General features: G+C 55.4%; 18 protein-coding genes. 10 read left to right on the top strand and 8 right to left on the bottom strand.

Going from position 1 to position 22,582, the window contains the following annotated elements; translation table 11 throughout:
* Nucleotides 1-117 precede the first annotated feature (117 nt).
* On the bottom strand, nucleotides 118-2,169 hold the full coding sequence (locus F5984_RS15010) for a ComEA family DNA-binding protein (RefSeq protein WP_394367414.1): 2,052 nt from the start codon (nucleotides 2,167-2,169) through the stop codon (nucleotides 118-120).
* Between the two features lie 345 nt (nucleotides 2,170-2,514).
* On the opposite strand from F5984_RS15010, the gene F5984_RS15005 reads away from it, so the two are divergent.
* Nucleotides 2,515-2,700: a hypothetical protein gene (locus F5984_RS15005; protein WP_152125035.1), complete on the top strand. Its 186-nt coding sequence runs from the start codon at nucleotides 2,515-2,517 to the stop codon at nucleotides 2,698-2,700.
* Between the two features lie 243 nt (nucleotides 2,701-2,943).
* On the opposite strand, the gene F5984_RS15000 is transcribed toward F5984_RS15005, so the two are convergent.
* Complete coding sequence (locus F5984_RS15000; protein ID WP_152125034.1) at nucleotides 2,944-4,272, bottom strand: hypothetical protein; 1,329 nt, start codon at nucleotides 4,270-4,272, stop codon at nucleotides 2,944-2,946.
* A gap of 221 nt (nucleotides 4,273-4,493) precedes the next feature.
* On the opposite strand from F5984_RS15000, the gene F5984_RS14990 reads away from it, so the two are divergent.
* From F5984_RS14990 to F5984_RS14975, 4 genes are all read left to right on the top strand, one after another.
* Nucleotides 4,494-5,123, top strand: coding sequence for a thymidine kinase (locus tag F5984_RS14990; RefSeq protein WP_019990701.1), 630 nt, complete (start codon nucleotides 4,494-4,496; stop codon nucleotides 5,121-5,123).
* A 27-nt stretch (nucleotides 5,124-5,150) separates the two neighbouring features.
* Nucleotides 5,151-7,469 (top strand): type IX secretion system anionic LPS delivery protein PorZ, encoded by a 2,319-nt coding sequence (gene porZ, locus F5984_RS14985; RefSeq protein ID WP_152125032.1) that lies wholly within the window; start codon nucleotides 5,151-5,153, stop codon nucleotides 7,467-7,469.
* Nucleotides 7,470-7,719: 250 nt separating this feature from the next.
* Complete coding sequence (locus tag F5984_RS14980) at nucleotides 7,720-8,763, top strand: phosphotransferase (protein WP_152125031.1); 1,044 nt, start codon at nucleotides 7,720-7,722, stop codon at nucleotides 8,761-8,763.
* 162 nt (nucleotides 8,764-8,925) lie between these two features.
* Nucleotides 8,926-9,906, top strand: a complete 981-nt coding sequence (locus F5984_RS14975; RefSeq protein ID WP_152125030.1) for a nucleoside hydrolase — start codon at nucleotides 8,926-8,928, stop codon at nucleotides 9,904-9,906.
* Nucleotides 9,907-9,949: 43 nt separating this feature from the next.
* Here the strand turns inward: F5984_RS14975 and F5984_RS14970 are convergent, their stop codons facing one another.
* Entirely contained in the window at nucleotides 9,950-10,984 is a 1,035-nt protein-coding gene (locus tag F5984_RS14970; RefSeq protein ID WP_152125029.1) for an RluA family pseudouridine synthase, read from the bottom strand.
* Between the two features lie 69 nt (nucleotides 10,985-11,053).
* On the opposite strand from F5984_RS14970, the gene F5984_RS14965 reads away from it, so the two are divergent.
* The gene (locus F5984_RS14965) at nucleotides 11,054-11,962 is read left to right on the top strand and encodes a 1-aminocyclopropane-1-carboxylate deaminase/D-cysteine desulfhydrase (RefSeq protein WP_185155521.1); all 909 of its coding nucleotides are present in this window, start codon (nucleotides 11,054-11,056) and stop codon (nucleotides 11,960-11,962) included.
* Between the two features lie 3 nt (nucleotides 11,963-11,965).
* Here the strand turns inward: F5984_RS14965 and F5984_RS14960 are convergent, their stop codons facing one another.
* The gene (locus F5984_RS14960) at nucleotides 11,966-12,919 is read right to left on the bottom strand and encodes an L-threonylcarbamoyladenylate synthase (protein ID WP_152125027.1); all 954 of its coding nucleotides are present in this window, start codon (nucleotides 12,917-12,919) and stop codon (nucleotides 11,966-11,968) included.
* A gap of 353 nt (nucleotides 12,920-13,272) precedes the next feature.
* On the opposite strand from F5984_RS14960, the gene F5984_RS14955 reads away from it, so the two are divergent.
* Genes F5984_RS14955 through F5984_RS14945 form a run of 3 tightly spaced genes read left to right on the top strand, consistent with a single transcriptional unit; the run spans nucleotide 13,273 to nucleotide 16,178 of the window.
* A complete protein-coding gene (locus F5984_RS14955) occupies nucleotides 13,273-15,018 on the top strand; it encodes a GMC oxidoreductase (protein ID WP_152125026.1) in 1,746 nt (581 codons plus the stop codon).
* A gap of 44 nt (nucleotides 15,019-15,062) precedes the next feature.
* Complete coding sequence (locus tag F5984_RS14950; protein ID WP_152125025.1) at nucleotides 15,063-15,521, top strand: four helix bundle protein; 459 nt, start codon at nucleotides 15,063-15,065, stop codon at nucleotides 15,519-15,521.
* Nucleotides 15,522-15,548: 27 nt separating this feature from the next.
* The gene (locus F5984_RS14945; RefSeq protein WP_152125024.1) at nucleotides 15,549-16,178 is read left to right on the top strand and encodes a gluconate 2-dehydrogenase subunit 3 family protein; all 630 of its coding nucleotides are present in this window, start codon (nucleotides 15,549-15,551) and stop codon (nucleotides 16,176-16,178) included.
* Between the two features lie 136 nt (nucleotides 16,179-16,314).
* Here the strand turns inward: F5984_RS14945 and F5984_RS14940 are convergent, their stop codons facing one another.
* On the bottom strand, nucleotides 16,315-17,091 hold the full coding sequence (locus F5984_RS14940; protein ID WP_152125023.1) for an MBL fold metallo-hydrolase: 777 nt from the start codon (nucleotides 17,089-17,091) through the stop codon (nucleotides 16,315-16,317).
* Nucleotides 17,092-17,243: 152 nt separating this feature from the next.
* Here F5984_RS14940 and F5984_RS14935 point away from each other — a divergent pair, with 152 nt between their 5' ends.
* Nucleotides 17,244-17,633, top strand: coding sequence for a hypothetical protein (locus F5984_RS14935; protein ID WP_152125022.1), 390 nt, complete (start codon nucleotides 17,244-17,246; stop codon nucleotides 17,631-17,633).
* A gap of 3 nt (nucleotides 17,634-17,636) precedes the next feature.
* Here F5984_RS14935 and F5984_RS14930 read toward each other — a convergent pair whose 3' ends face one another.
* From F5984_RS14930 to F5984_RS14920, 3 genes are all read right to left on the bottom strand, one after another.
* The gene (locus F5984_RS14930) at nucleotides 17,637-20,546 is read right to left on the bottom strand and encodes an outer membrane beta-barrel protein (RefSeq protein ID WP_152125021.1); all 2,910 of its coding nucleotides are present in this window, start codon (nucleotides 20,544-20,546) and stop codon (nucleotides 17,637-17,639) included.
* A gap of 12 nt (nucleotides 20,547-20,558) precedes the next feature.
* Nucleotides 20,559-21,410: a GLPGLI family protein gene (locus F5984_RS14925; protein WP_152125020.1), complete on the bottom strand. Its 852-nt coding sequence runs from the start codon at nucleotides 21,408-21,410 to the stop codon at nucleotides 20,559-20,561.
* Between the two features lie 219 nt (nucleotides 21,411-21,629).
* Nucleotides 21,630-22,454 carry a class I SAM-dependent methyltransferase gene (locus tag F5984_RS14920; RefSeq protein WP_152125019.1) on the bottom strand — a complete coding sequence of 275 codons (825 nt, stop codon included), beginning with the start codon at nucleotides 22,452-22,454 and terminating at the stop codon, nucleotides 21,630-21,632.
* Between the last annotated feature and the right edge of the window lie 128 nt (nucleotides 22,455-22,582).

Here is a 22,582-nt window from a genome sequence, read left to right as displayed (position 1 = left end):
GACTTTACGTCTAAAAGTTGACAAAATAGATATTGGGTGTACTTGTAAAGTGCTAAAAAGGGTTCGAGGTTGATAAAGCAAGCGGTGTAATAACAGGTAATAACCGGCTGAACGAACTCAAAACCGCCAGCGAGCCTGTACTTTCAGCTCCGATTTGTGCGGGGCATTGATCTGATCGAGATCTGAGCCAACGGTGTCCTGATTGGTGAGGTCGGTGCGGGCCCAGCGTAGCCAGAGGTCAAGATGGCGGCTCACATCGTACTGTACGAGCACATAGTGCCGGACGCCCCGGTTGAAGTAAGCCGGAAACGAAAAGGCGTACAGCACATCGCGTTCGTACACATACTGTCGGCTATCGTAATCGTCGGTGCCAAACAGGGCCATCCGTCCGCTCAGGTGCCACCGTTTAAACGCGTAGCTTGCGTCCTGTACCAAGGCAAACCCCCGCGAGGGGCTCAGGCTCGTGTAGGCAAATGTGCCCGCCTGTACGCGAGAGCGCAGGGTTAGGCGGGGGCCCAGCGGGTACTCGGCCGTAAGAGCCAGGCTCCGGCGGGTGGTGCCTACCACCTCGCGCGGTGTGGTTTTGCTACCGGGCTTATTCTTTTCCTTGTGTTCTTCGTGAAAAATGAGCGCGAACGATGTCTGGCGATTAGGGGTGTACGTAGCTTGCGTTAGAAAATCAAAACCACGCGAAGGCTTGTCGACCAGATACCGCCACCACGGAAACCGAACTACATCCACATAGCCTCCCACGGTCAGCTTGCGGTAAACGGTGTATTTCAGCCCGGCATATAAGCCTGTTTCGTTGATAGTGCGCGTGTTTTCACTAAACCCGTTGGCGTAAAAGCTATGAAAATTCCGGTCGTAATGCCGGGCTACCACCGACACGTCGACGCGCCGGTTGAAACTGGCGAGCATACCGCCCACGGCCCCGACGCCCCCGCTGTTGGTGAGCGAGCCGTGGCTGTGGGCTACCTCCCCAAAAAAGTTCAGGTTGTGCCAGATGTAGCCGCCGTGCAGGCCCAGAACCGTGTTTTGCCGTCCCGTGAACTCGTACCGGTTGTAGGTTAGGTTGCGCCGGAGAAGGGGCAGATCGAATTGGGTGTGCAACAACGTGGCCCCCAGTTGCAGGCGTTGCCCCCGGTGGTACAGCAGGTGCGCGCCCACGTTGGTTTCGAGCAGGCTACCCCGGTCGGCCAGTTCGGAGGGTGTACGGTGCAGCCCTGAGGTTTGCAGCGAGGTGGCAATGGTGCCTTCTACCACGGTTGTCGCGGTCGAGGGGGCGGTGTTGGCATCGCGCCGATTGCGGGCGGCCATCAGCGTAATGTCCATATTTCGGGTGAGTGCGTAGGTAGCCGTAGCCCCCCGAAAATACCCGTACTCGGTGAGTGAGGTGTACGGGCGGGCACCCAGCGTGGGCCGCCGGACGGTCTGCACGGTTTCAGAACTTTTTCCCAGCACAAACCCGGCCGACAGTACAAGGCCCTGACCAATTTGGAGCTGGTAGTCGCCGAGAATCAGGTTGCGCCAGCGCCCCCGGTTTTGGACCTGTGCGTGAAACGACACGTAGTCGGCCCCCCACTGTCGGTTGCCGGGTTGCCACCGAAACGCTTCGCCAGGGTCTTTTTCCACGGTCAGACCGAGGCTGTAGGCCCGTGGCCGGCTGTACCGGTACCGGGCAAACCACTGCGCTGACCCACCCCCGTAGCGCGTAGGGTACTTGCCATTTTTGTCGGGCAAAGCCGCCGAAAAGCCTTTCTGCTCTTCCACAGTTTGCTCATATCGTAGAAGCAGATAATGGTCGACAGGTGTTGGTAAGCGCCCCGACAGAGCTGATGTACCAATTTCGACGAATGGCATCAGCCGCCGGATAGTAGGTACATCGAATCCCGGTACGGCCTGAAGTTCGTAGACCGAGAGTAAATCGCCGTACTGGTCACGGTAGGTAAGCAGGCTGTTGAGTTGCCGCTCGTCGAGCAGGTACGTAGCCGCGAGTTCGTCGCGCGTGGCCGTGTTGAGGTCGAGTGGGGTGGCGTAAAGTTGAGCGAGGTTATCGAAAACCGATTGGTAATCGATGCCTTCGGCCTGTACCGGAAACAACCCCTGTAAGAAGCCATTCAGATCGACCGGGGGCTTGGGTGGTTGCTGAGCCCGGATAGGTAGGCACAGGGGTAGTAAAAGAAGGATGGGGTAGAGGACTCGCAAGCGGTTCTGATCAAGGGATGCCGCCTACGACCGGGGCATCAATCCGGTTGAAAAGAAAAGTAGAGACGCGGTACCCCGCATCTGATCATTACGCCTGAGTAAGACGACCAAACTGGGCCGATGTCACTTTGTGTGGCGTAATATGGTACACCGCTGGGTTTGTTCCAACTGATGGGCATTAGAGCTTGATTAATAGTTTATTGCTGCCAGGATAGGGTGACAATTTTCGTAGTTTTGAAAGTTTACTTTTTAAGTATAGCTTGATATTGTAAAACCAGACCGGAGCCCGGGGACAATGAATTTGAAACGATGAAAGCGGTTGATTTCTTGAAAAAATACTGGGTTCTGCCGGTGGTTTATGTGTTGACGTTCGTCAAGATATTGATACCGTATGCGCTGCCTGACTTTGAGTTTACTTCAAACGCCAATATCGGGCTTAACCTGATTATTTTCGGTGTATGGATTGGGTTTGCGTTTAGCAGAGGCTCCAGGTGAAAAAATGCCTCAGAGCCTTTCAACAACCCGTTGCCGAAACGTCGGACCGCCCGTTAGGGGCTTACCAGTCGCTAGACTTGCGGATAAGCCCCTAACGGGATAAGTTAGACATTATAAAAAATTGATTTACAGTATACTATGTGTAATGCGAAAGCGAAATCAGACAGATGATGCGCAATGAAAACGTGCAGTAGCAATCAGGTTGTCAACAGCATTGTTCATTACATATTGTCCATTCTTTCGTTAAGCAAACCGACGCTTCAAAATCTCGACCAGCTCGCTTACTTCGTCACTGCTCATATCCCAGAGATACTGGCTGGCGTAGCGGTACGAAATCAGATCTAGGGCCTGCCCGTAGTTCTCCATTTGGTCGAGCTCTTCAATAGCCTGCGCGTATGAGGTGCTGCTACCGCTGAAAAGCTGATTGATAAACCGGAATTTCTGGTTCAGCGAAATACTCTTGCCGATACTTTCGATGGGGGCGCGGTGAAACGCTTCGGCTACACTCGTTGGCTCGCCTGTACCAGACCGAGAGTCACTATCGGCCGACAGGCGGGGGGCTTCAAAACTGGGCGACTGGCTCAGGGTTCCACTGGCGAAGGGCGATGCCTGACTCACAGGGGCAGCAACCGGCGCGGCTACTGGCTCGCGGGTGTACCGATCCGACTCATCGGGCGAGAACTGAACGCCAACGCCGGGTGAGTCGCTGAACGAGTCGGCGGGTACGGCTGGCTGGCTCATGGGCGGTTCGGCCGGGCTGAACGTGCGCTGACCTGTTTCGGTCAGCAGGGTCGGACGCAGCGGGGCGCTCGATAGGTCGGTGGGTTGGTTCCCCGACGCTTCGGCTGCCCCACCGACGTTTGGGCTTTGCGCACCCGTATTGTCCGATTCGAGCTCGGTATCAAAAAACGAACGGGCCGGACTCCCATTGGCAACACCCGGCGAGGTACGCAGGAGGGCGTTTAGGTCTATGGGTACTTTCTCCGACAGAATGGCCACGTACCGGTCGTACTTCTCCAGTTCGTGCCCCCGTTGCGACAGTACTTCATCAAGGCAGTTCAGGGCCTGATTGACGTACATAAACGGTTTGCCGTTCATGCGTTCCACCAGGTAATTGGCTACAAACTTGTTAATCTGCGTGTAGCGGACAATCTGCTTGGCGGCATCGGAGGTGAGCGTGAAGTCGGGCTGGTTGCGCAGCAGATCATCGAAAAAATAACGCGGATCGAAGATAAGCGTGAGCGTTTTGCGGAGCGCGTCGGCCAGCATAGGCTCCAGGTGTTCGCGCCGAACGGCGATGTGTTGCGAAACCACGTTCATAAACGACCGCATGGCTTCCTCTACTTCAGGATGCGTAAAGTCGAAATAAGGGCTGCGAAACTTTTCGGCGTCGGACTTCCACTTGTCGAACAGATTACTGACGATAAACAAATTTATCTGGCCGATGGGTGTCAGCGTCAAAATCTGTTTACCGGAGATAAATGTGTGATTACTAAAAAAATCGGCGCAAACCCGACGCGCATACGAGCGGGAGTATTCGGTCAGGACGCTCTGGTGGAACTTGTTCGACATTGGTAAAACTCGTTGCTTTGTATGAGGGTTGTATGCGGAATCAACAGCTTCTGGCCTACAATACTAATGCCAAAAAGCCTTTTTTTTCTGATATTATCAAGCTTTTCCTGACTGCCGGAGAAGTTATCGAGCCATTGATTCAGAAAACAGGTGAAATTATCGGGAAGGTAGCAAATTTGATGCCTAACCGGCTTGTGTGCCTCAACAACGACTGATCGACTATGTTTATTGAACCGGCTTCCCGGCGCGAACCCCCTCACCTCCGAACCGGCTGGATCGAGGTGATTTGTGGGTCTATGTTCTCCGGAAAAACCGAGGAATTGATCCGCCGACTTAACCGTGCCCGCATTGCCCGGCAGCACGTGGTTATTGTGAAACCCGGTATCGATACCCGTTACCACGAGGCCGATATTGTCTCGCACAACTCGCTCTCAATTTCGTCGATTCCTGTACAAAAACCCGCCGATATTCTCCTGCATACCGGCGATTGCGACGTGGTGGGTATCGACGAAGCCCAGTTTTTCGATAGCACTATTGTCGATGTGTGCGAGCAGCTCGCCAACAGCGGTAAGCGGGTTATTGTGGCGGGGCTCGATATGGACTTTGCCGGAAAGCCCTTTGGTTGTATGCCGCAGCTTATGGCCATTGCCGAGTACGTGACCAAAGTACATGCCATTTGCGTGGTCTGTGGCGACATTGCGCATTACTCATACCGCCTGGTGCCCTCGCAGGCGCGGGTGCTGTTGGGCGAAACCGATAGCTACGAAGCCCGCTGCCGCCGGTGTTTCCATCTGGGCCCTGAGGCCGTGCACTTGGTGAGCGGAACCGGTCGGCAGATGTTTAATGAATAACGGGTAATGCCTAATGAGGAAGGCGTGATGCATAATGAAGCATACAACCACGTAAGCGAAACGCCCGGACAGAGGCCGGTTTGGCGGTCAAGACGCCTGTTGTGGTTTATTCATTGTGCCTTACTCATTACCCATTTTACCGTCACACACGGCGCATTTGCCCAGCCCGGCACCTGGCAAACCCATTTTAGTTATCGCTCGGCGCGGTCGGTAGCCGTACTGGGTTCCGGGGTGTATGCCGCTACCCGGAATGGACTGTATCGATTCGACAAATCAACGTCCGAAATCCGGCTTCTGACCCGCGACAATGGCCTGAGCGATGTGGGCGTGAACCAACTGCTCGCTCTGCCCGACCAACAACGACTGATGCTGGTGTACCGGTCGGGAAACATTGATTTTCTGGCCGTTGCCCCCGACGGCACACCGGGCGAGGTGCTCAATGTGAACACAATTGTCGCATCCAGCCGTATCCAACCGGCATTTCGGGGCATCAATCACATCAACCGGCAGGGCAATATCGCTTACCTCAGCACCGATTTTGGCGTGGTCGTGTTCGACCTGGTCCGCAACGAAATTCGGGATACGTATTTTAGTCCCACCACAGGCGGTACACCGGGGCCGGTGCTGATGACCGCCATCCTGGGCGACAGTTTGTATGCCCTGACTCGTCCGAATCAGTTTGCCAGTACAACGGCCATTCGGGCAGTACGGCTGGCCTCCACTGTCAACCTCGCCGACCCTGCCAATTGGCGGCTCTCACCCGCACCCGAAGCGGGCCAACTTACCCGGCTTGTGGCCGAGGCCAATCGGTTGCTGGTGAGTACGGCTGGGCGGGGTGGAGCCATTTTTGCCCGGCCGGTGGGCGGGCTGTGGTCGTCGGTGGCTAGTAGCTCGGGGCCGGCGGGTGTATTTGCCGGCCCGACCGGGGCAAGTACATTTGTCCTGAATGCAGCGGGCTCCCCCGCGCTAACGGTACCGGGTACGGGCGCCCTGACAAGCCCGTTGTTGCAAGCCCCGGCCGAGGTCGTAGCCAATGGCAACCGGGTTTGGGTGGCCGACACCACAAGCGGCCTGCTCGACCTGCGGGCGCCCAATCTGGCCACCCGCATAACTCCCGAAGGTCCTTTTGCCGATACGTTTGCTGATGTATTTGCCTACCCAAATGGTGTGGTGGCCCTCACGGGTGATAAAGAATTGAGTACGGGCCTGCGCGTTGGTCAGCCCCCCGCCGATTACTACGAAGTGCCAACGGGTCGCTGGCAAGCTAACCCGGCTGTGGGCGTGGGGCAACCGTTTAATGCAGCGGCTTATCTGCCCGGTGAAGGGCAACTTTTTCTGGGTGGATACGGGGCTGGTTTATGGACACAGACCGAAACGCGGGCTCCCGCGCGGGTCAATTTGCCTACGTCCGTAAATCCGGCTATTTCGGCTCTGGCTACCGATGCTGAGGGTAATCTCTGGATTGGCACGGGGCAGGGAACGGCTTCGCTCCATGTACGTCGGCCCGACGGTCGTTTTGAGTCATTCGGGCAGTTGCGGTCGTTACCCATCGTGCAGATTGTTCCCGATGATTACGGAAGCCTATGGCTCCGCTTGAGTTACGGTGTCATGCTTGCATTTAACCCCAAAACCGGACAGCAACGCTATTTTTCATCCGCACCGGGCGACGGTAATTTGCCCGGTAATACCGTGACGGCCCTAACCCGTGACCGCAGTGGGTTTATCTGGGTGGGTACGGAGCGGGGCGTCACCGTGTTCGACGATCCGGCGGGCGCGTTTACGGGCAATGTGTCGGCCAACGCGCCTATTTTCGAACGTCGGCGGTTGTTGGCTACCGAGGCCATCACGGCCATGACCGTCGACGGAGGGAATTACAAATGGGTTGCGACGGCATCGGCACTGTACCGGTTTGGTCCCGATGGCACTACGCTCGATGTCCGGTTTACCCCGGCCGATAGTCCGTTGCCTTCTGCCGACATCAACGCGTTGGCGGTTGAACCGGTGAGCGGTCGGGTGTTTATCTCGAGTTCGGGCGGGCTGGTGTCGTTTGGTGGGCTGGCTACCGAACCGGCCGAGGCACTGACGGGTATTACCATTTTCCCGAACCCTGTGCGGCCCGATTATACCGGTTTGGTGAGTATTCGGGGCCTGACCGATAATGCCGTGGTGAAAATTCTGGATGCGGGTGGTATTCTGACGTATGAAACCCGGTCGCAGGGGGGCACGGCTACGTGGGATTTGGCCGATTATCGCGGGAGACCGGCTCAAACCGGCATTTATTTGGTAGTGGTAATAGGTGCTAACGGGCAACAGGGAATTGCCGGCAAAGTGGCCGTAGTGCGCTAACCAATCGGAAGAGACTCATTCTTCGTATTTGTAAAGTAGGGGTTAATAGGGTTACCACCCCCTGCCCCCCTCCTGAACAACAGGAGGGGGCGTGTAAACCCAATCTCGAACCAATAAAGAGACTGCAAAAGCCTCTTTGTTGGACTGATAAGTTCTCCCCCTCCTGTTTTCAGGAGGGGGGCAGGGGGTGGTTACTACCGCGACCTCACCGCGAAGAAATATCTAAACAATAACGTCTATCATATAACCCATGCATTTAGATGCTCAGAACCCTCAGGCCATACAGGAGTACCTGACTCGCCGGGGGTGGATTAGTGAAGAGGAGTCGGTTGTGGCGGCCGAGAAGCCGGGCGAAGGCAACATGAATTATACACTTCGGGTGCGGACAAGCCGGCTTGAAGATGACCGTACAACAGTAAACCGCTCGCTTATTGTGAAGCAGTCGCGGGGGTATGTTGAGAAGTACCCAAGCATTGCCGCACCCGCCGACCGGGCCGTTATCGAAGGGCAGTTTTACCGCAAAACGGGGCGGGTACCTGCCCTTAGCGCCCGGCAGCCTGAGCTGTTGGACCTCGATGCCGACAACCATATTCTGGTTATGGAAGACCTCGGTGCGTCGCGTGATTTTACCGATCTCTACGCGCCGGGCGTTACCCTGACCGAGGCTGAACAGAACGCTCTTGTCGACTATCTGAGTACGTTGCACAACCAGTTCCGGCAGGCCGAGCCCGACCCGGCTTTTGCCAACAAGGCGATGCGGGCGCTCAATCACGAGCACATGTTCCGGTATCCGTTTATGCCCGATAATGGCTTCGACCTGAACGGGATCGGGGCAGGGTTGCAGGAAGCCGCCATGCCGTACAAGCTGAACGAAGCCCTCAAAGAAACCATTACCCAACTGGGGCGGGTGTATCTGGGCGAGGTACAACGTGGGTCGGCCCCTACACTCCTGCACGGCGATTATTATCCCGGTAGCTGGCTCCGGCTACAGCAGGCCGATGCCAACGGGGTGTCGGTGCGGGTTATCGACCCTGAATTTTGCTTCTACGGCCCGGCCGAATTTGATTTGGGCGTGATGCTCGCACACCTACACATGAGTGAGCAACCGACTTCCCAAATCGACGCGGTGCTGGCGCAATATGCCCGCCCCGATGGGTTTGATGAAAACCTGCTCCGTCAGTTTACAGGCGTCGAAATTATGCGTCGGCTTATCGGACTGGCCCAACTTCCATTGTCGTTATCCCTTGAAACCAAAGTGGCTTTGCTCGACCGGGCGGCCCATCTCCTGCACTAAGTAGTCAGACTGAATTCAATGTATAATGAATAATGTGAGTACTGGACATTAGATGTTAGACCTCCATCTATAAAGGTAATAAGTCTAACGTCCAGTGTCTGAAGTCCGAATGTCCAGTACTGAATATGCATTCTACATGGTTCATTCACTTAAATACAAACGATGTACAAAGCTCTTTTGCTCGCTCTGCTGACCACCGTCGCTGTAGACCAAACCACCCCGACCAAACCCCGGCGTATCTGGCTGGATACCGACATCATGGTCGGGATGAAAGACAAAACCCCGCGTGAGGTCGATGATGCGGTGGCCCTGCTGATGGCCCTGCGCCATGCCGACAAGGTCGAACTGGTGGGAATCAGTACCGTTACCTACGTCAACTATGGCTACGACGTAACCCAGAAACTCCTGAATTGGTACAATACGCCCAAAGGCGGAAAACCTGCCCGTCCGATTCCGGTGTACCGCGGCTCCGATACCCTGCGCGACATCGGCCGTGAAAACGACGCTACACGGGCTATGGCGGCCGCACTCCGGCGCGAAAAAATGCCGATTCTGGCCATTGGGCCCATGACAAACGTAGCTACGCTCATCAAAAACCACCCGGACCTGATTCCACAAATCGAAGAGGTGGTGGTTTGTGCCGGGCGCACGCCGGGACTCCCGTTCAAGCCGGGCCTGGAAAAACTGTCGGTGGGCGACTACAACTTTGAAATGGACCCCGAAGCATTTCGGGTGCTGTTTGAGTCGGGCGTGCGGGTGGTACTGTCGGGCTACGAGTGTAGCGTGTACACGCTGTTTGGCAAAACCGACATTGATTTTCTGAACGTGAGCAAGCGTCCCGGCGACAAGTGGCTGTACGAGCAGTTTCGGCCCTGGCAGAAATTCAACCAGGAGCTGTTCGGAGTGGATGGGTTTGTGCCCTGGGATACCACGCCCCTGGGTTACCTGACACACCCGGAATACTTCAAATACTATACTGATATTCCGGTGTGCATCAACACCCGGCAGAGCGATACCGACCCGGCTCAAACCAAGCCGTACCTCGAAGTGTCGTACGATTACAAAGACACCAAGTGGCGGGCCGTGTACGCGTACAAAACGCTTCCGGGCTTCGAGGAGATCGTGTTGGATGTATTGAAATAACCAAAAAGCCGGACGGGAAAAGCTACCCCATCCGGCTTTTTAATTAGCCGCGTTTCCGCCATTTATCAAGAGCGGCCGCAAAATCGGCCGGGAGTTCGGAGTCGAACTGAAGCCGTGCGCCCGTGCGGGGGTGCGTAAACCCAAGCGACTTGGCGTGCAGAGCCTGCCGGGGCAGCAACGAGAAGGCATTGTCGACAAAGGCTTTGAACGACCCGTTGGGGTTACCCCGCAGAATCCGGTCTCCGCTGTAGCTCGCATCGTTGAACAGGGGGTGGCCAATGTGCTGGAAATGAGCCCGAATCTGGTGGGTTCGTCCGGTTTCGAGGTTACACTGCACCAACGATACGTACTGAAGCGGCTCCAGCGTGCGGTAGTGCGTTACGGCCCATTTGCCCTTGGTTTCGTCGTCGTAAATCGACATCACCTTGCGGTCGCGGACACTGCGGCCAATGTAGCCCGTAATGGTGCCTTCGGGCGGGTCGGGGGTGCCCCATACCAGGGCGTAGTAAGTGCGTTCAATGGAGTGATCGAAAAACTGCCGGGCCAAGTGCGCCATTGCCAGCTCGGTTTTAGCAATCACCATCAATCCCGACGTGTCTTTGTCGATTCGGTGAACCAGCCCCGGCCGGATTACGTTGGCCTGCGCGTGGCTGGGCGCCATAGAAGGCAGATGCTGAAAATGGTACACCAGCGCGTTGACGAGCGTACCCGTCCAGTTGCCAAAAGCCGGGTGAACTACCATCCCTGCGGGCTTATTGACCACCAACAGGTCGTCGTCCTCGAAAACAATGTCGAGCGGAATGTTTTCGGGCACCAGGTCGGTTTCGCGGGGCGGATGTGCCAGCGCCACCGTAATCACGTCGCCCGGTTTTACCTTATAACTTGCCTTGGTGGGCTTGCCCGCTACCCGCACCGATTCGGCATCGATGGCCGCCTGTAGCTTGGTTCGGCTCGCGTTGGGCAGTTTAATCATCAGAAACCGGTCGATGCGCAGCAGGCTTTGGCCCCCGTCGACCACAATCCGATGGTGTTCGTATAAGTCGTCTTCTTCTAAAGACTCTGAGATTTCCTCTGTCATAGTTAATCTTGTCGGTACAAAAATACGGGATTGCCCAACCAAACCGCTACCCGACCTGTTTATCTGCCCATGTTACCCCTTCAACAGCCATCGCCCCTGCAACGTATCGACGTGCCGCTGACCCGTTCGTTGCCGGTTCAGCTTTACCTCAAGCGCGACGATCTGCTGCATCCGCTGGTATCGGGCAATAAGTGGCGTAAGTTGAAATACAATCTGTTAGCTGCCAAACAGGCGGGCTTCGATACGTTGCTCACCTTTGGCGGAGCCCGTTCCAATCACCTGTACGCGACGGCTGCGGCCGGGCAACTGATTGGGTTTCGGACAATCGGGGTGGTGCGGGGCGATGAACCTGCTCTGTTGCAGTCGTCTACGCTTCAGTTTTGCGCGTCGGCCGGTATGCACCTGCACCTGGTGAGCCGGGCGGCCTTTCGCGAAAAAGAATCCTCCCAATTTCTGGATGGGCTGCATAAGCTGTACGGCCCTGCCTATGTATTGCCCGAAGGCGGAACCAACGAAGAGGCTATCCGGGGGGCGGCTGAAATTATGCCCGAACTGACCGAACAACTGGGTACAGCGCCTGATGCCGTCTGTTGTGCCGTCGGTACGGGCGGTACCGTAGCGGGCCTGGCCCGGTCGGCTCCCCAATCGACGAAGGTGCTGGGTTTTATGGCCCTCAAAGGCTGGCATCCGCCCCTCGATCCGGCCTGCCCGAATCTGCACTACCTGACCGATTATCACTTTGGGGGATACGCCAAAACCCATCCCGAACTGCTTCAGTTCATGGCCGATTTCGAAGCCCAGACCGGTGTGCTGATTGAGCAGGTCTACACGGCCAAAATGCTCTACGGCTTGCTGGATTTGGCGCGTCAGGGGTTTTTCGAGCCCGGTGCCCGCGTGGTGGCTATTCATACTGGAGGCTTGCAGGGCCGCCTGCCGCAGGATCGCCTGCCGGTGGTGGCCCCGTCCAACGCACAGTGAAAGCTACCGGGCCGCTGCCCGTTTGAGCCGGTCGTTGACTGCTCTGCCCAGACCCTCGGGCGGTACACGTTGGGCGTAAATGCGGGCGAGGGGTAGTTGGTCGAGGGCGCGCAGGTGGGCAAACAGATTGCGGGCGGCTTCGGTCACGGTGCCGCCCGGAGCCAATATTCGCTGATTTTCGAGCGGAATGCCCGGCAAGGGATCGGTAAAAACAAGCGCACCGGTTTGTTCGTCTGTTTCGGCTGGTTGCTCGCCGGGGTCGAGCAGAAAAACCGGTTTGCGCGGGGCATAATGGCTACTGAGCATTCCCGGTGCCTGTGGGTTCGAGGTTGAGTGATCGCGGACGGTGAGTGGCCCCACGAGGGCAGTCAGTTGTTCGAGCGCCATACCACCGAGCCGGTACACGGTAGGCTGATCCTTCTCAAACCCAATAATGGTTGATTCGACCCCGATACCGCAGGGGCCGCCGTCGAGGACATACGGAATCTGATCGCCCAACTGCTCAGCTACGTGGGCCGCCGTGGTAGGGCTGATGTAACCAAACGGGTTGGCACTTGGGGCGGCCAACGGGAAGTCGAGCTGGCTAAGTAGATGTAACGTGAGTGGGTGGTTCGGAATGCGAATCGCCACGGTTGGCAGTCCCGATGTAGTCAGGTCGGGCACCAGTGCTCGTTTGGGCAGCAGCAACGTTAGTGGGCCGGGCCATACGGCTTCGGCGAGTTGGCGGGCTGCGTCGGGCAGGTGGGTCACGTACCGGTTTACTTTATCGAGGGTGTCGGTATGGACGATGAGGGGGTCGAATGCAGGCCGGTTTTTAACCGTAAAAATGCGGAGTACCGCGTCAGGGTTGAGCGCATTACCCGCCAACCCGTACACCGTTTCGGTCGGAATCCCGACAACATCACCCGCTTCTAAAAATGCCTTGGCGGCTAAACAATCCGTCCCGATTTGTGCCATAATTATCGGCAAAGATAGTATAAGATTGAGTGAGGAGGTAGGAGTGAGGAGTTGCTGACGCATGAGTATTGCTTACGCGTCAGCAACTCCTCACTCCTACCTCCTATCTCCTATCTCCTGCATTCTCCCTTCTCACTCCTATCTCCTCATTCCTCATTTTCCCCTCCGGGTACCTGCCCGTTTGCGGTTTTTGGTCGTAAATCCGTCCAGAAGTGACTAAAAATTCGGGATTTTAAGCGGTCAGCAAAAAAATAAGCGGGTATTGGGCAACTTCGTCGGCAATCTTGCCCCGAAAGCATTAAAATTGCTTAACGTTGTTCTTTTGATTGAGTAAACCAGAATCGTCTTCCTACATGGACATTCCACAAATTAAAAAGGCCCCCGTCGAGTACGACGTAGCAATCGTCGGGTCGGGCGCTGGCGGTGGTATGGCGGCATATATGCTGGCCAAAGCCGGAGCCAAAGTTATCCTGCTTGAGGCAGGTGGGTATTTTGACCCCGCCGATCCTAAATACATTACTCAGTTGAAGTGGCCGTACGAATCGCCCCGGCGGGGTGCGGGTACTACCCGGGCGTTTGGTGACTTCGATGCCGCCTGGGGTGGCTGGGATATCGATGGCGAGCCGTACTCAGCCAAGCCCGGTACCGAATTTCACTGGTTCCGGTCGCGGATGCTCGGTGGGCGGACCAATCACTGGGGGCGTATCTCGCTCCGTTTCGGACCTGATGACTTCCGGCGGGGTTCGCTTACGGGTGTAGGCGACGACTGGCCAATTACCTACGAAGATCTCAAGCCGTTTTACGACCGCTGCGACAAAACGCTCGGCTTGTTTGGGACCAACCTCCCCGATTTCCCGAACGAGCCGGATGGGTACTTCCTGCCTCCGCCAAAGCCTCGTCTGCACGAGCTGTTGCTGCAAAAAGCGGGCAAAAATGCGGGTGTACCGATCGTTCCTTCGCGCTTGTCGATTCTCACGAAGCCCATCAACAATGAGCGTGGGCAGTGTTTCTATTGCCATCAGTGCGGACGGGCGTGTCAGGCGTATGCCGACTTCTCGTCGTCGTCGGTACTGTGTATTCCGGCTATCAAAACGGGCAACGTGACGCTCATTAACGGCGCTATGTGCCGCGAGGTACTCACCGACCCGCAAACGGGCCTGGCTACGGGTGTCAGCTATGTGCACACGGGTACGTTGCAGGAGCATACGGTACGTGCCAAAGCGGTTATGCTTGGTGCAAGTGCTTGTGAGTCGGCGCGGATTCTGCTCAACTCAAAATCGTCACGGTACCCCAACGGTCTGGCTAATGGCAGTGGCGTGGTGGGTAAATACCTCAACGACTCAACCGGTGCTTCGCGGGGTGCATTTGTGCCTGCCCTGATGGACCGCGTTCGCTACAACGAAGATGGCGTAGGCGGTATGCACGTGTTTACGCCCTGGTGGCTCGATAACAAGAAACTCGACTTCCCACGCGGCTACCACATCGAGTACGGCGGTGGCATGGGTATGCCGGGCTATGGTTTCGGCTCAGGTATTGAAAATACGCAGGCAGTGGAGCCCGGTCGGACCCGGCCGGTAGGTGGTTACGGAGCTGGTCTGAAAGATGACTATCGCCGTTACTACGGTGCCTACGTGCACATGGCAGGTCGGGGCGAGCCGGTTCCGCGTGAGGACAACTACTGCGAAATCGACCCGAACAAGGTGGATAAGTACGGTATTCCGGTGCTTCGGTTCAACTACAAGTGGTCTGACTACGAAGTGAAGCAGGCTAAGCACATGCAGGATACGTTCGAAGAAATTATCCATGCTCTGGGTGGTATCCCGATGGGACCGAAGCCCGGCCCGAACACCAACCACGGCTACGGTCTGGAGGCTCCCGGTAAGATTATCCACGAGATCGGTACGGTTCGGATGGGTAATGACCCGAAGAAGTCGGCCCTGAACAAGTTTCAGCAGGCACACGAGTGTAAGAACCTGTTTGTAGTCGATGCGGCTCCGTTTGTTTCGCAGGGCGACAAAAACGTAACCTGGACCATTTTGGCCAGTTCGATGCGCACGAGCGAATACCTGATTGACGAGGTGAAGAAGAAGAATATCTAAATGTAGTTTTTGGTTTATCGTTTTTGGTATATGGTTGGTGCATAATGGCAACGGTTCAGCGATTCGAAGACTTAAATGTTTGGAAGAAAGCTCGTTATGTTGATGGATTAATTTACCCATTGACACTGCGAGGCTCATTTTCGAAAGACATTGAACTTCGCAATCAGATAACGCGAGTCAGTGGGTCAGTCATGGACAATATTGCTGAAGGTTTTGGACGAGGGAGCCGGGCAGAGTTTAAACAGTTTTTAAGCTACGCGCTCGGCTCAAATACCGAAGTAAAGTCACAACTTTATCGGGCGTCTGACCGGGGGCATATTGATCCGAAAACGTTTGAAATTCTTTATTCTGAATCGGATGTCATTACCCGGATGCTTATCAATTTCATGAAGTATCTACAAGAGACAGATTACAAAGGCGTCCGGTTTTTGAGCGAAGAGCTGATTTCTTACAATGTAGGCTTCGACGATCCAGATGGAGTTTCAGACAACCAAAAACGATAAACTAAAAACCAAAAACTCTTTTTACAGATGAAACGCAGAGACACACTTAAGGCAATAGGTTTGAGTGGTTTCGGGTTGGCCGTAGGGCCGGTCGAGGCTGCGGTGCCACCACCAACCCCCGCGGTGAAAATACCGGGCGGTCGGCAAAAATTTGAAGCAGAGCGCGATGCGAAGCTGATGGCTGAGAAGTTCTTCACGCCACAGGAGCTGAAAACCGTGACCCTGCTGTGCGACATCATCATTCCGGCCGACAAAAAGTCGGGGAGTGCGTCGCAGGCGCGTGTACCGGCCTTTATCGAGTTTATGATGAAGGATCAGCCCGCCAACCAGACCCCCATGCGGGGTGGCCTGCGGTGGCTCGATAACCAGTGCCGCAAGCAGTTCGGTAAGCCGTTTGCCGAGTGCACGGGTGAGCAGCAAATCAAGATGGTCGATCAGATCGCCTATCCGAAGCAGGCAAAACCTGAAATGAGCCAGGGAGTTGCGTTCTTCAACATGATGCGCAACATGACATCAACCGGTTTCTGGACCTCAAAAATGGGTATTCAGGATCTGGGCTATGTGGGCAACGTCCCCAATCAGTGGGATGGCGTACCTGAGCCGGTGCTCAAACAGTACGGCGTGAACTACGACGCGCACGTCAGCGAGAAAAAATAAGCAAGCTGCTTGTAGAGTATCAGAGATGACATCTCGTTTCGAGAGATGTCATCTCTTTTTTGTTCTTCAGCACCGGGCTGACTTGTGCGGCACCAGAGATGACATCTTTCCAAACAAGATGTCATCTCTTTTTTTGCTATTTCATCACTCCACTGACTTGGTAAACAGCCGTTTCGGCGTAGCGTGACGCCACTACCAATTGCGTGTGAGCGAGGTGAGGAGCAAAGAGATTGGCCACTACCTGTGGGCTGTTGTTGTCGCGCGAGAGGTGGGCCAGTAACAGATGGCTCATGTGCACCGGCCGGTGGTTCAGAAACAGGTCGAGCGCCTGCCGATTGGATAAGTGTCCGTTGTCGCCCGAAATACGTTGTTTCAGGAAGTAAGGGTACCGGCCCAGAGCCAGTAGGTCATCGTCGTAATTGGCCTCCAGAAAGGCGGCATGGCACTGCTTAAAATGATCGATTACGTGTGTGCAGGGCGTACCTATGTCGGTGAACACGCCCACGTTGATGCCCCCAAAACTGACCAGAAAGCTGTGCGGGTCGGCCGCATCGTGTTGCTTTGGAAAAGCCGTTACAGACAAGTCGCCAACTAGGACCGGCTCGTACCCACGCAAGGGCTGAAACGTAATGGCCGACTCCGACAGGCGGGTGTTGCGCAGGGTACCGGGCGTAATGTACACCGGCAGCTTGTACTTACGGGCCAGGCGGTCGACGCCGACAATATGGTCTGAATGCTCGTGTGAAATAAAAATGGCTTTCACCGTCTTCATCGACAGGCCCAGCCGATCCATGCGCCGTTCGGTTTCGCGGCACGAAATACCGGCGTCGATGAGTACGGCTTCCTGATGATTACCAACGTAATAGCAGTTGCCATTGCTGCCCGAGTTCAGGGAAGAAATAAATAAGGACATTAGCAGTTGTCGGGGGCTTTAGTATACAACCCCGGCGGCAAGGTCGACGTTCCGGCCGTGGGTATGTACAGACAAATTTACTCAGTTTCGTTCCAACCGTCAGGGTAGTTTAAGGGTCTATGGCTAAACGCATCATTTCTGATCCAAACGTGATGAAAAAGATTCTGATACTTCTGTTGATAGGCTTGTTGGGTTGTCGGCAAGAAGAAGACGTTAGACCAGAGTTGCTATTCCGCACCTGGACGCAGACAGCCAGCGGACAGCCCGTGCCTTATCCGGTGGTCGTGGAGTTCCGGCGCGACGGCACACTGTTGTATGGCCCCGACAAACGGCCTGCCTGGTGTTGCTCGCCAGCTACCTTTACATCGACCAGGACAATTGTGCGCTTTTTATGGCCTCAAACCCCTGACCCACAATGTGCATTGGTTAACTGTGCCCTGTCTGCATTAACCGTAGGTGTTGACTGGCAAATAAAAAAGCTCAGCACCAACGAATTAGTGCTGAGCTCGGGTGGGCAAACTATATCGTTTGCCGCGCGCTGAGGCTTATCGCCGGGTCGAGGTCATACCGAACTTGCGGAGGTTGTACGTGAAGGTGAGCATCACGTACCGGCGCAACACCAGGCTCTGTACGTCTTCGATGTACGTGTCATTTACGTTGCGGATAATGCTCCGGTTCTGGTTCAGCAAGTCGTAGACCGACAGGCGCAACTCACCTTGCTTCTGCTTAAACAACTGTTTGGCTACGCCCACGTTCCAGAGTGCAAACCGCTGGTTGAACCCGGCAGCCCGGCCCGAGTTAGCATTGTAGCTGAAGTCGGAAGTCAGGGTAAACCGGCCCGGCAACTGGTAGAAAACAAAGGCGTTAAGCGACGTAAACAGGAAGTTGCTGTTCTGTTGCGGCTGTAGGGAGTATTGTGCCGACTGGTAGCTGACATTGCCTGAAAGGTTCAGGTCGAGCTTGTCTTTCCAGAACGTGTTGATGCTCACACGCTGCCCCACGCTCAGGTTCCGGCCCTTGTTCAATTGGTCGTTTACGAAACTGATGTTATTCACAAAACTGCCGTTGGTAGCCCAGCTCAGGTTTACGCGCTGTCCGCTCCAGTCAATGGAACGACCCAGATTCAGGAAGCCCGTGATTGAGTAATACCCGTCGGCGTTGACCGGTTTGGTTACCTGACCACCGGCGCTGTTAAAAGCGGTGGCATTCACAATCCGGCGGTTAATCTGATTTACGTTGATCGACGCAAACAACGAGCGGAAAGTCGTCGGGTCGAAGTTGTTATAGTTGATATTCAACGTGTTGGCAAACTCCGGTTTCAGGTCGGGGTTGCCGGTCTGAATATTGAGCGGGTTGCTATTGTTGAGCACCGGCTGCAACTGATTGACCGAGGGTGGCTGAATCCGGCTCCGGTAGTTGATCATCAATCGCTGATTGCGCGACACGTTGTACGTAAACAGGGCGTTGGGCAACAGGTTGAGGTAATACCGGGTCAGTTCAATATCGCGCGAGATGTTGTTGGTCTGAAGGTTGGCATCCTGCACATCGAACCCAAAGGTATAATTGTATTTCAACCGCCGGGTTTGCAATGACACCCCCGCCCGTTGGGTGCGGAAAATATTGTCGAACCGGTTGGTCAGCCGTTCGTTGGGTAAGGTATAAGCGTTGACCCGCTCGTCGAAGTCGAACACCTGCCGGTCTGAGGAATTGTCGTTGGTGTTCAGATTATACCGAAACTCAAGGGTTTTCGCCAACGACAACGGCTCGGTGTACGAGAGGTTGAGGTTGCTGGTCATGGCGTCAGTCTGTTGCTCGTTGCGCTGGTTGATATTGGCCGCAAATAAGCCACCAACCCCCGTCAGCGAGCCCCCACCCGTGATCGAACTTGACAGCGGAATGTTTGTAATCGACTGAAAATACTCGTTTTTCGAGCGATTGAAGCCATTGGTAACCTGCGAGTTGAGCGTGGTGTTGAGGTTGGCCGAAAACGTGCGGCCCCGGCGCTTAAATTTGTGCGTCCAGAGCAACGTATTGGTTCCGGATACTCCCCGCCCGTTGGCGTCGTAATTGGTGAGGCTACTATTGAGCGGAGTACCCCGGTTCGAGGCCGTGCGCGAGTCGCTCAGGCTGTTCGACACGTTGTCGGAGAACACGAGGTTAGGAATCACGCGCAGCGTATTCATGCTGTCGATTCGCCAAATCAGTTGGGCATTGACCCGGTGATTGCCAAACGTGCTGACCGACGATGACTGCCGGTTGGTGATGTTCGTCGAATCGGGGTAGGGTGCACCGCGCAGGGCCGCACTCGGCAGAATATTCTCGCGCCGTGACGTCTGCTCGGTTATGGTGCGGGTATTGTTGTAGAAATAGCTGGCGCTGAAATCAACTTTGGAAGTCAGGCCGTCGGAGAAATTAAGACCCCCCGAAATGGCGCGGGTCAGGTTCGTTTGCTGTCCTGTAGGCAGGCCCGAATTGCCTCCGCTATTACCACCCTGACCACCCCGGTTGCCACCGTTGCCGCCCATGCCTCCTCCACCGAAGTTGTTACCCCCGCCAAAACCACCCAGTCCCCCGCCATTTCCCAGCCCTTCGGCCGAAAAATTCTGCTGATTGATGTTGTTGGCCGACCCGATAACGGATAGCTGCTGCCCGTTGTCGAAGCGGTTAATTCCTACCTGACCTTGGTAGCGGGTAGGTCCGCTGGGCGGCTCCTGACCCATTCCGAGCGATTGCCGCCCAAACACGCCCTTGCGCCGGTCGCGCTTGGTGGTGATGTTGATGGTTTTCTCGCGGTCGCCATCATCAACCCCCGAAAACTGCGACTGCTCCGACTGCCGGTCGTACAATTGAACCTTATCAATCATCTCGGCGGGCAGGTTGCGGGTGGCCATTTTGGGGTCGTTGCCAAAAAATGGCTTGCCATCTACCAGAATCCGTTTTACTTCCTGCCCCTGTGCTTTTACGGTCCCGTCGCGTTCTACCTCCATGCCGGGTAGTTTCTTGATCAGGTCTTCGACCACGGCGTTGGGCTGGGTTTTAAACGACCCGGCGTTGAACTCGAGCGTGTCGCCTTTGATCACAACCGGCGCACCCTGCACCGTGACTTCGTTGAGCGATTTGGCTTCCGTAGCCATGTACAACGGCCCCAGATTAGGGGTGGGCTCGGCCGCGGTGATGGTCACATTGCGCCGGAGCGTCTGGTAACCTACATACGTAATCAGAAGCTGATAGGGGCCTTCAGCCACGTTGCGAAACATAAATTCGCCCTCGCCCCCGGTCACCTGAAACGTAACCAGCGACGAATCGCGTCCGCGAAGTAGCGAAACGGTTGCTTCGGGCAGGCCCTGTTTGGTGGTCGAGTCCAGAACCGAGGCCCGAATGGTGCCAATACCTCGGTTCTGCGCGAAGGAGGAAAGGGAAGCCAGTAGAATAGTGAAAAGTAGGAGTAGGCGCATAAAAAAGAGGGCTTAATTCCGCATGGGGTTTTCGGCCATCATGCGTTGCCGGAAACTGGCCATCGATTTCCGCCGGATTTCTTCCATCTGTTTTTTCGATACCAGCTGTGCTTTGGCATTGGGCCGTAGCGTGGCTGCTTCGATGGCCTTAGACTCAATTTTAGTGGCTTTAAAGGCTTCCTGGTCGCTCTCGATCTGGAGCACTACACCTTTGTCGGGCGTCAGCCGGGCCACGGGCGAGTACGTCAGCGGAATCTCGGTGGTGTACCAGATGGTATAGGGTGTATTGCGAATATTGGCCGTTGCACGCTTGCATTTATAGCCCAGCAGCTTCTTGGTCTTATCGTCTTCGCGCCAGGTAGAGTCGCGGGTGATGGGCTCATCGTTACGATAATGCTCCGTCGTGACCGAGTCTTTTTTCACGCTCAACACCGTAATCATCGTTTGCGACGACATATCGATGTACGTGCTGTTATCGAAAGGGGGCGTAAACTGCCGGTTGCGCATGGGTCGGTTGTCGGGGCCACGGTCACCGCCAGCTGCTCCGCCGGGTCCTTCGGGGCCACCCACGCGCATACTGCGCATCATCATGGCCGGGGCGTCTCGTTTTTCCATCGCCATATCGCCCGAAAACAGCAGCGATTGGCCGTAGGTGGTTGTTTGCGGCATATCGAAGGTCTGACCGTTGGGCAAGGTGCCACCCGGCCGCACCTCCTGGCCATTGATATTGACCCGCACTTGCGAAAGGTCGATCCGGCGGGTGGCTTCGTACCGAATTTCGCCCGACGTGATGGCGTCTTGTGCCGTTACCGTCTGGGTCAGCAGAAAGGCTGCAAGGGGTAAAAAAGCGTGTATTTTTTTCATACGCCAAAGAAACAGAATTGCGCTCGAAAGTTGCACGGATGCTTATACGCAGACCCGAAATGCCGCCCAAACATCGATGAATGCCCCAAATGTATAGACGAACGGAATGTGTCGACTTGCTTTGTCTTCTAAATCAATAGATTAAGCCCCGGCCTCACTCAGCTCCGTATAAAACGGAAGCTAAAACGAGGGCCGGGGCCTAAGGTAGGAGGGGGATGATCAGGCGGGTTTTTGAAAAACCAGAATATCCTGAAACGACTTGCCTTCGAGCCGACCGCACCAGGTGCCGGGGTAAAAGGCCGGGGCCGGGTTAAAGCCTTTTTGTTGCAGTAAATCGAGCACGTACTGTTTGTCGAAACCCGTACAGATGTCGGGATCGCTCAGATCGGCTACGTATCGCCCATCCAGTTCGTATTGCAGGTTGTACCGGCTTCGGGGCGAGGGCATAAGTCGGCGCGACTCCTCGTCGAGCAGAAAGAATGTAGCCAGGCACCGCCCGCCCGGTTTGAGCACCCGCCCAATTTGCCCGATGTAATTTTCCAGCTCCGGCTTGGGCATGTGCGTAAACACGGAAGTCAGAAAGATAAAATCGAACTGTGCGTCGGGAAACGGAAATTGGTACTCGGTAGCCGGGTAGCGGCCGGTGGGCTGGTAATGACTGTTGTACACATCGGCCAGCTGAAACCGGAAGTTCGGGTAGCGTGGGGTAATGTGCTGCTGACACCAGTCGATTCCCGACTTTACAATGTCGAAGCCTTCGTAGCGGGCAGTCGGGGCGAGGTAGTTGACCAGCGGAACGGCCATGCGGCCAATGCCACAGCCAATATCGAGTACCTGATCAGTTGGTTTGAGGCCCCCCAGCTCAATAAACAGGGTACGAAAATGTTCGCCAACCTCTTTGTAGTCGCCGGCTCCCACAAAAATCATGGAGCGGGGCGGGGTAAGGGCATCGCGCAGACCCAGAAGTCGCTCGCCCGTATCGAGGGTCTGCTGATACGCCTTTTTTAAAAGGGAGCGGCTGCGCCGGAGCGTTTGGTTGATCATGGGAAGGATAAGTGTGAGGATAGAAAGTGAGCTTTACATGCAAACAGGGCGCTAATAACCACATTCTTTTTGGTTTGTATACCAGGAAAAGGGTATTTCTATGTAAACGGTTGCTGTAATTTATGTTG

The organism is Rudanella paleaurantiibacter, assembly GCF_009184635.1.
Taxonomy (GTDB): Bacteria; Bacteroidota; Bacteroidia; order Cytophagales; family Spirosomataceae; genus Rudanella; species Rudanella paleaurantiibacter.
Note: the sequence above shows the minus strand (reverse complement) of the source record. Positions and strands in the feature narration are given on the sequence as shown.

Coding starts and splice junctions, on each gene's coding strand:
- F5984_RS14950 (WP_152125025.1), top strand. CDS start 15,063: ATGGCAACGGTTCAGCGATTCGAAGACTTAAATGTTTGGAAGAAAGCT.
- F5984_RS14940 (WP_152125023.1), bottom strand. CDS start 17,091: ATGTCCTTATTTATTTCTTCCCTGAACTCGGGCAGCAATGGCAACTGC.
- porZ (WP_152125032.1), top strand. CDS start 5,151: ATGCATAATGAAGCATACAACCACGTAAGCGAAACGCCCGGACAGAGG.
- F5984_RS14955 (WP_152125026.1), top strand. CDS start 13,273: ATGGACATTCCACAAATTAAAAAGGCCCCCGTCGAGTACGACGTAGCA.
- F5984_RS14930 (WP_152125021.1), bottom strand. CDS start 20,546: ATGCGCCTACTCCTACTTTTCACTATTCTACTGGCTTCCCTTTCCTCC.
- F5984_RS14980 (WP_152125031.1), top strand. CDS start 7,720: ATGCATTTAGATGCTCAGAACCCTCAGGCCATACAGGAGTACCTGACT.
- F5984_RS14925 (WP_152125020.1), bottom strand. CDS start 21,410: ATGAAAAAAATACACGCTTTTTTACCCCTTGCAGCCTTTCTGCTGACC.
- F5984_RS14935 (WP_152125022.1), top strand. CDS start 17,244: ATGAAAAAGATTCTGATACTTCTGTTGATAGGCTTGTTGGGTTGTCGG.
- F5984_RS14990 (WP_019990701.1), top strand. CDS start 4,494: ATGTTTATTGAACCGGCTTCCCGGCGCGAACCCCCTCACCTCCGAACC.
- F5984_RS14920 (WP_152125019.1), bottom strand. CDS start 22,454: ATGATCAACCAAACGCTCCGGCGCAGCCGCTCCCTTTTAAAAAAGGCG.
- F5984_RS14975 (WP_152125030.1), top strand. CDS start 8,926: ATGTACAAAGCTCTTTTGCTCGCTCTGCTGACCACCGTCGCTGTAGAC.
- F5984_RS14970 (WP_152125029.1), bottom strand. CDS start 10,984: ATGACAGAGGAAATCTCAGAGTCTTTAGAAGAAGACGACTTATACGAA.
- F5984_RS14960 (WP_152125027.1), bottom strand. CDS start 12,919: ATGGCACAAATCGGGACGGATTGTTTAGCCGCCAAGGCATTTTTAGAA.
- F5984_RS14965 (WP_185155521.1), top strand. CDS start 11,054: ATGTTACCCCTTCAACAGCCATCGCCCCTGCAACGTATCGACGTGCCG.
- F5984_RS14945 (WP_152125024.1), top strand. CDS start 15,549: ATGAAACGCAGAGACACACTTAAGGCAATAGGTTTGAGTGGTTTCGGG.
- F5984_RS15005 (WP_152125035.1), top strand. CDS start 2,515: ATGAAAGCGGTTGATTTCTTGAAAAAATACTGGGTTCTGCCGGTGGTT.
- F5984_RS15000 (WP_152125034.1), bottom strand. CDS start 4,272: ATGTCGAACAAGTTCCACCAGAGCGTCCTGACCGAATACTCCCGCTCG.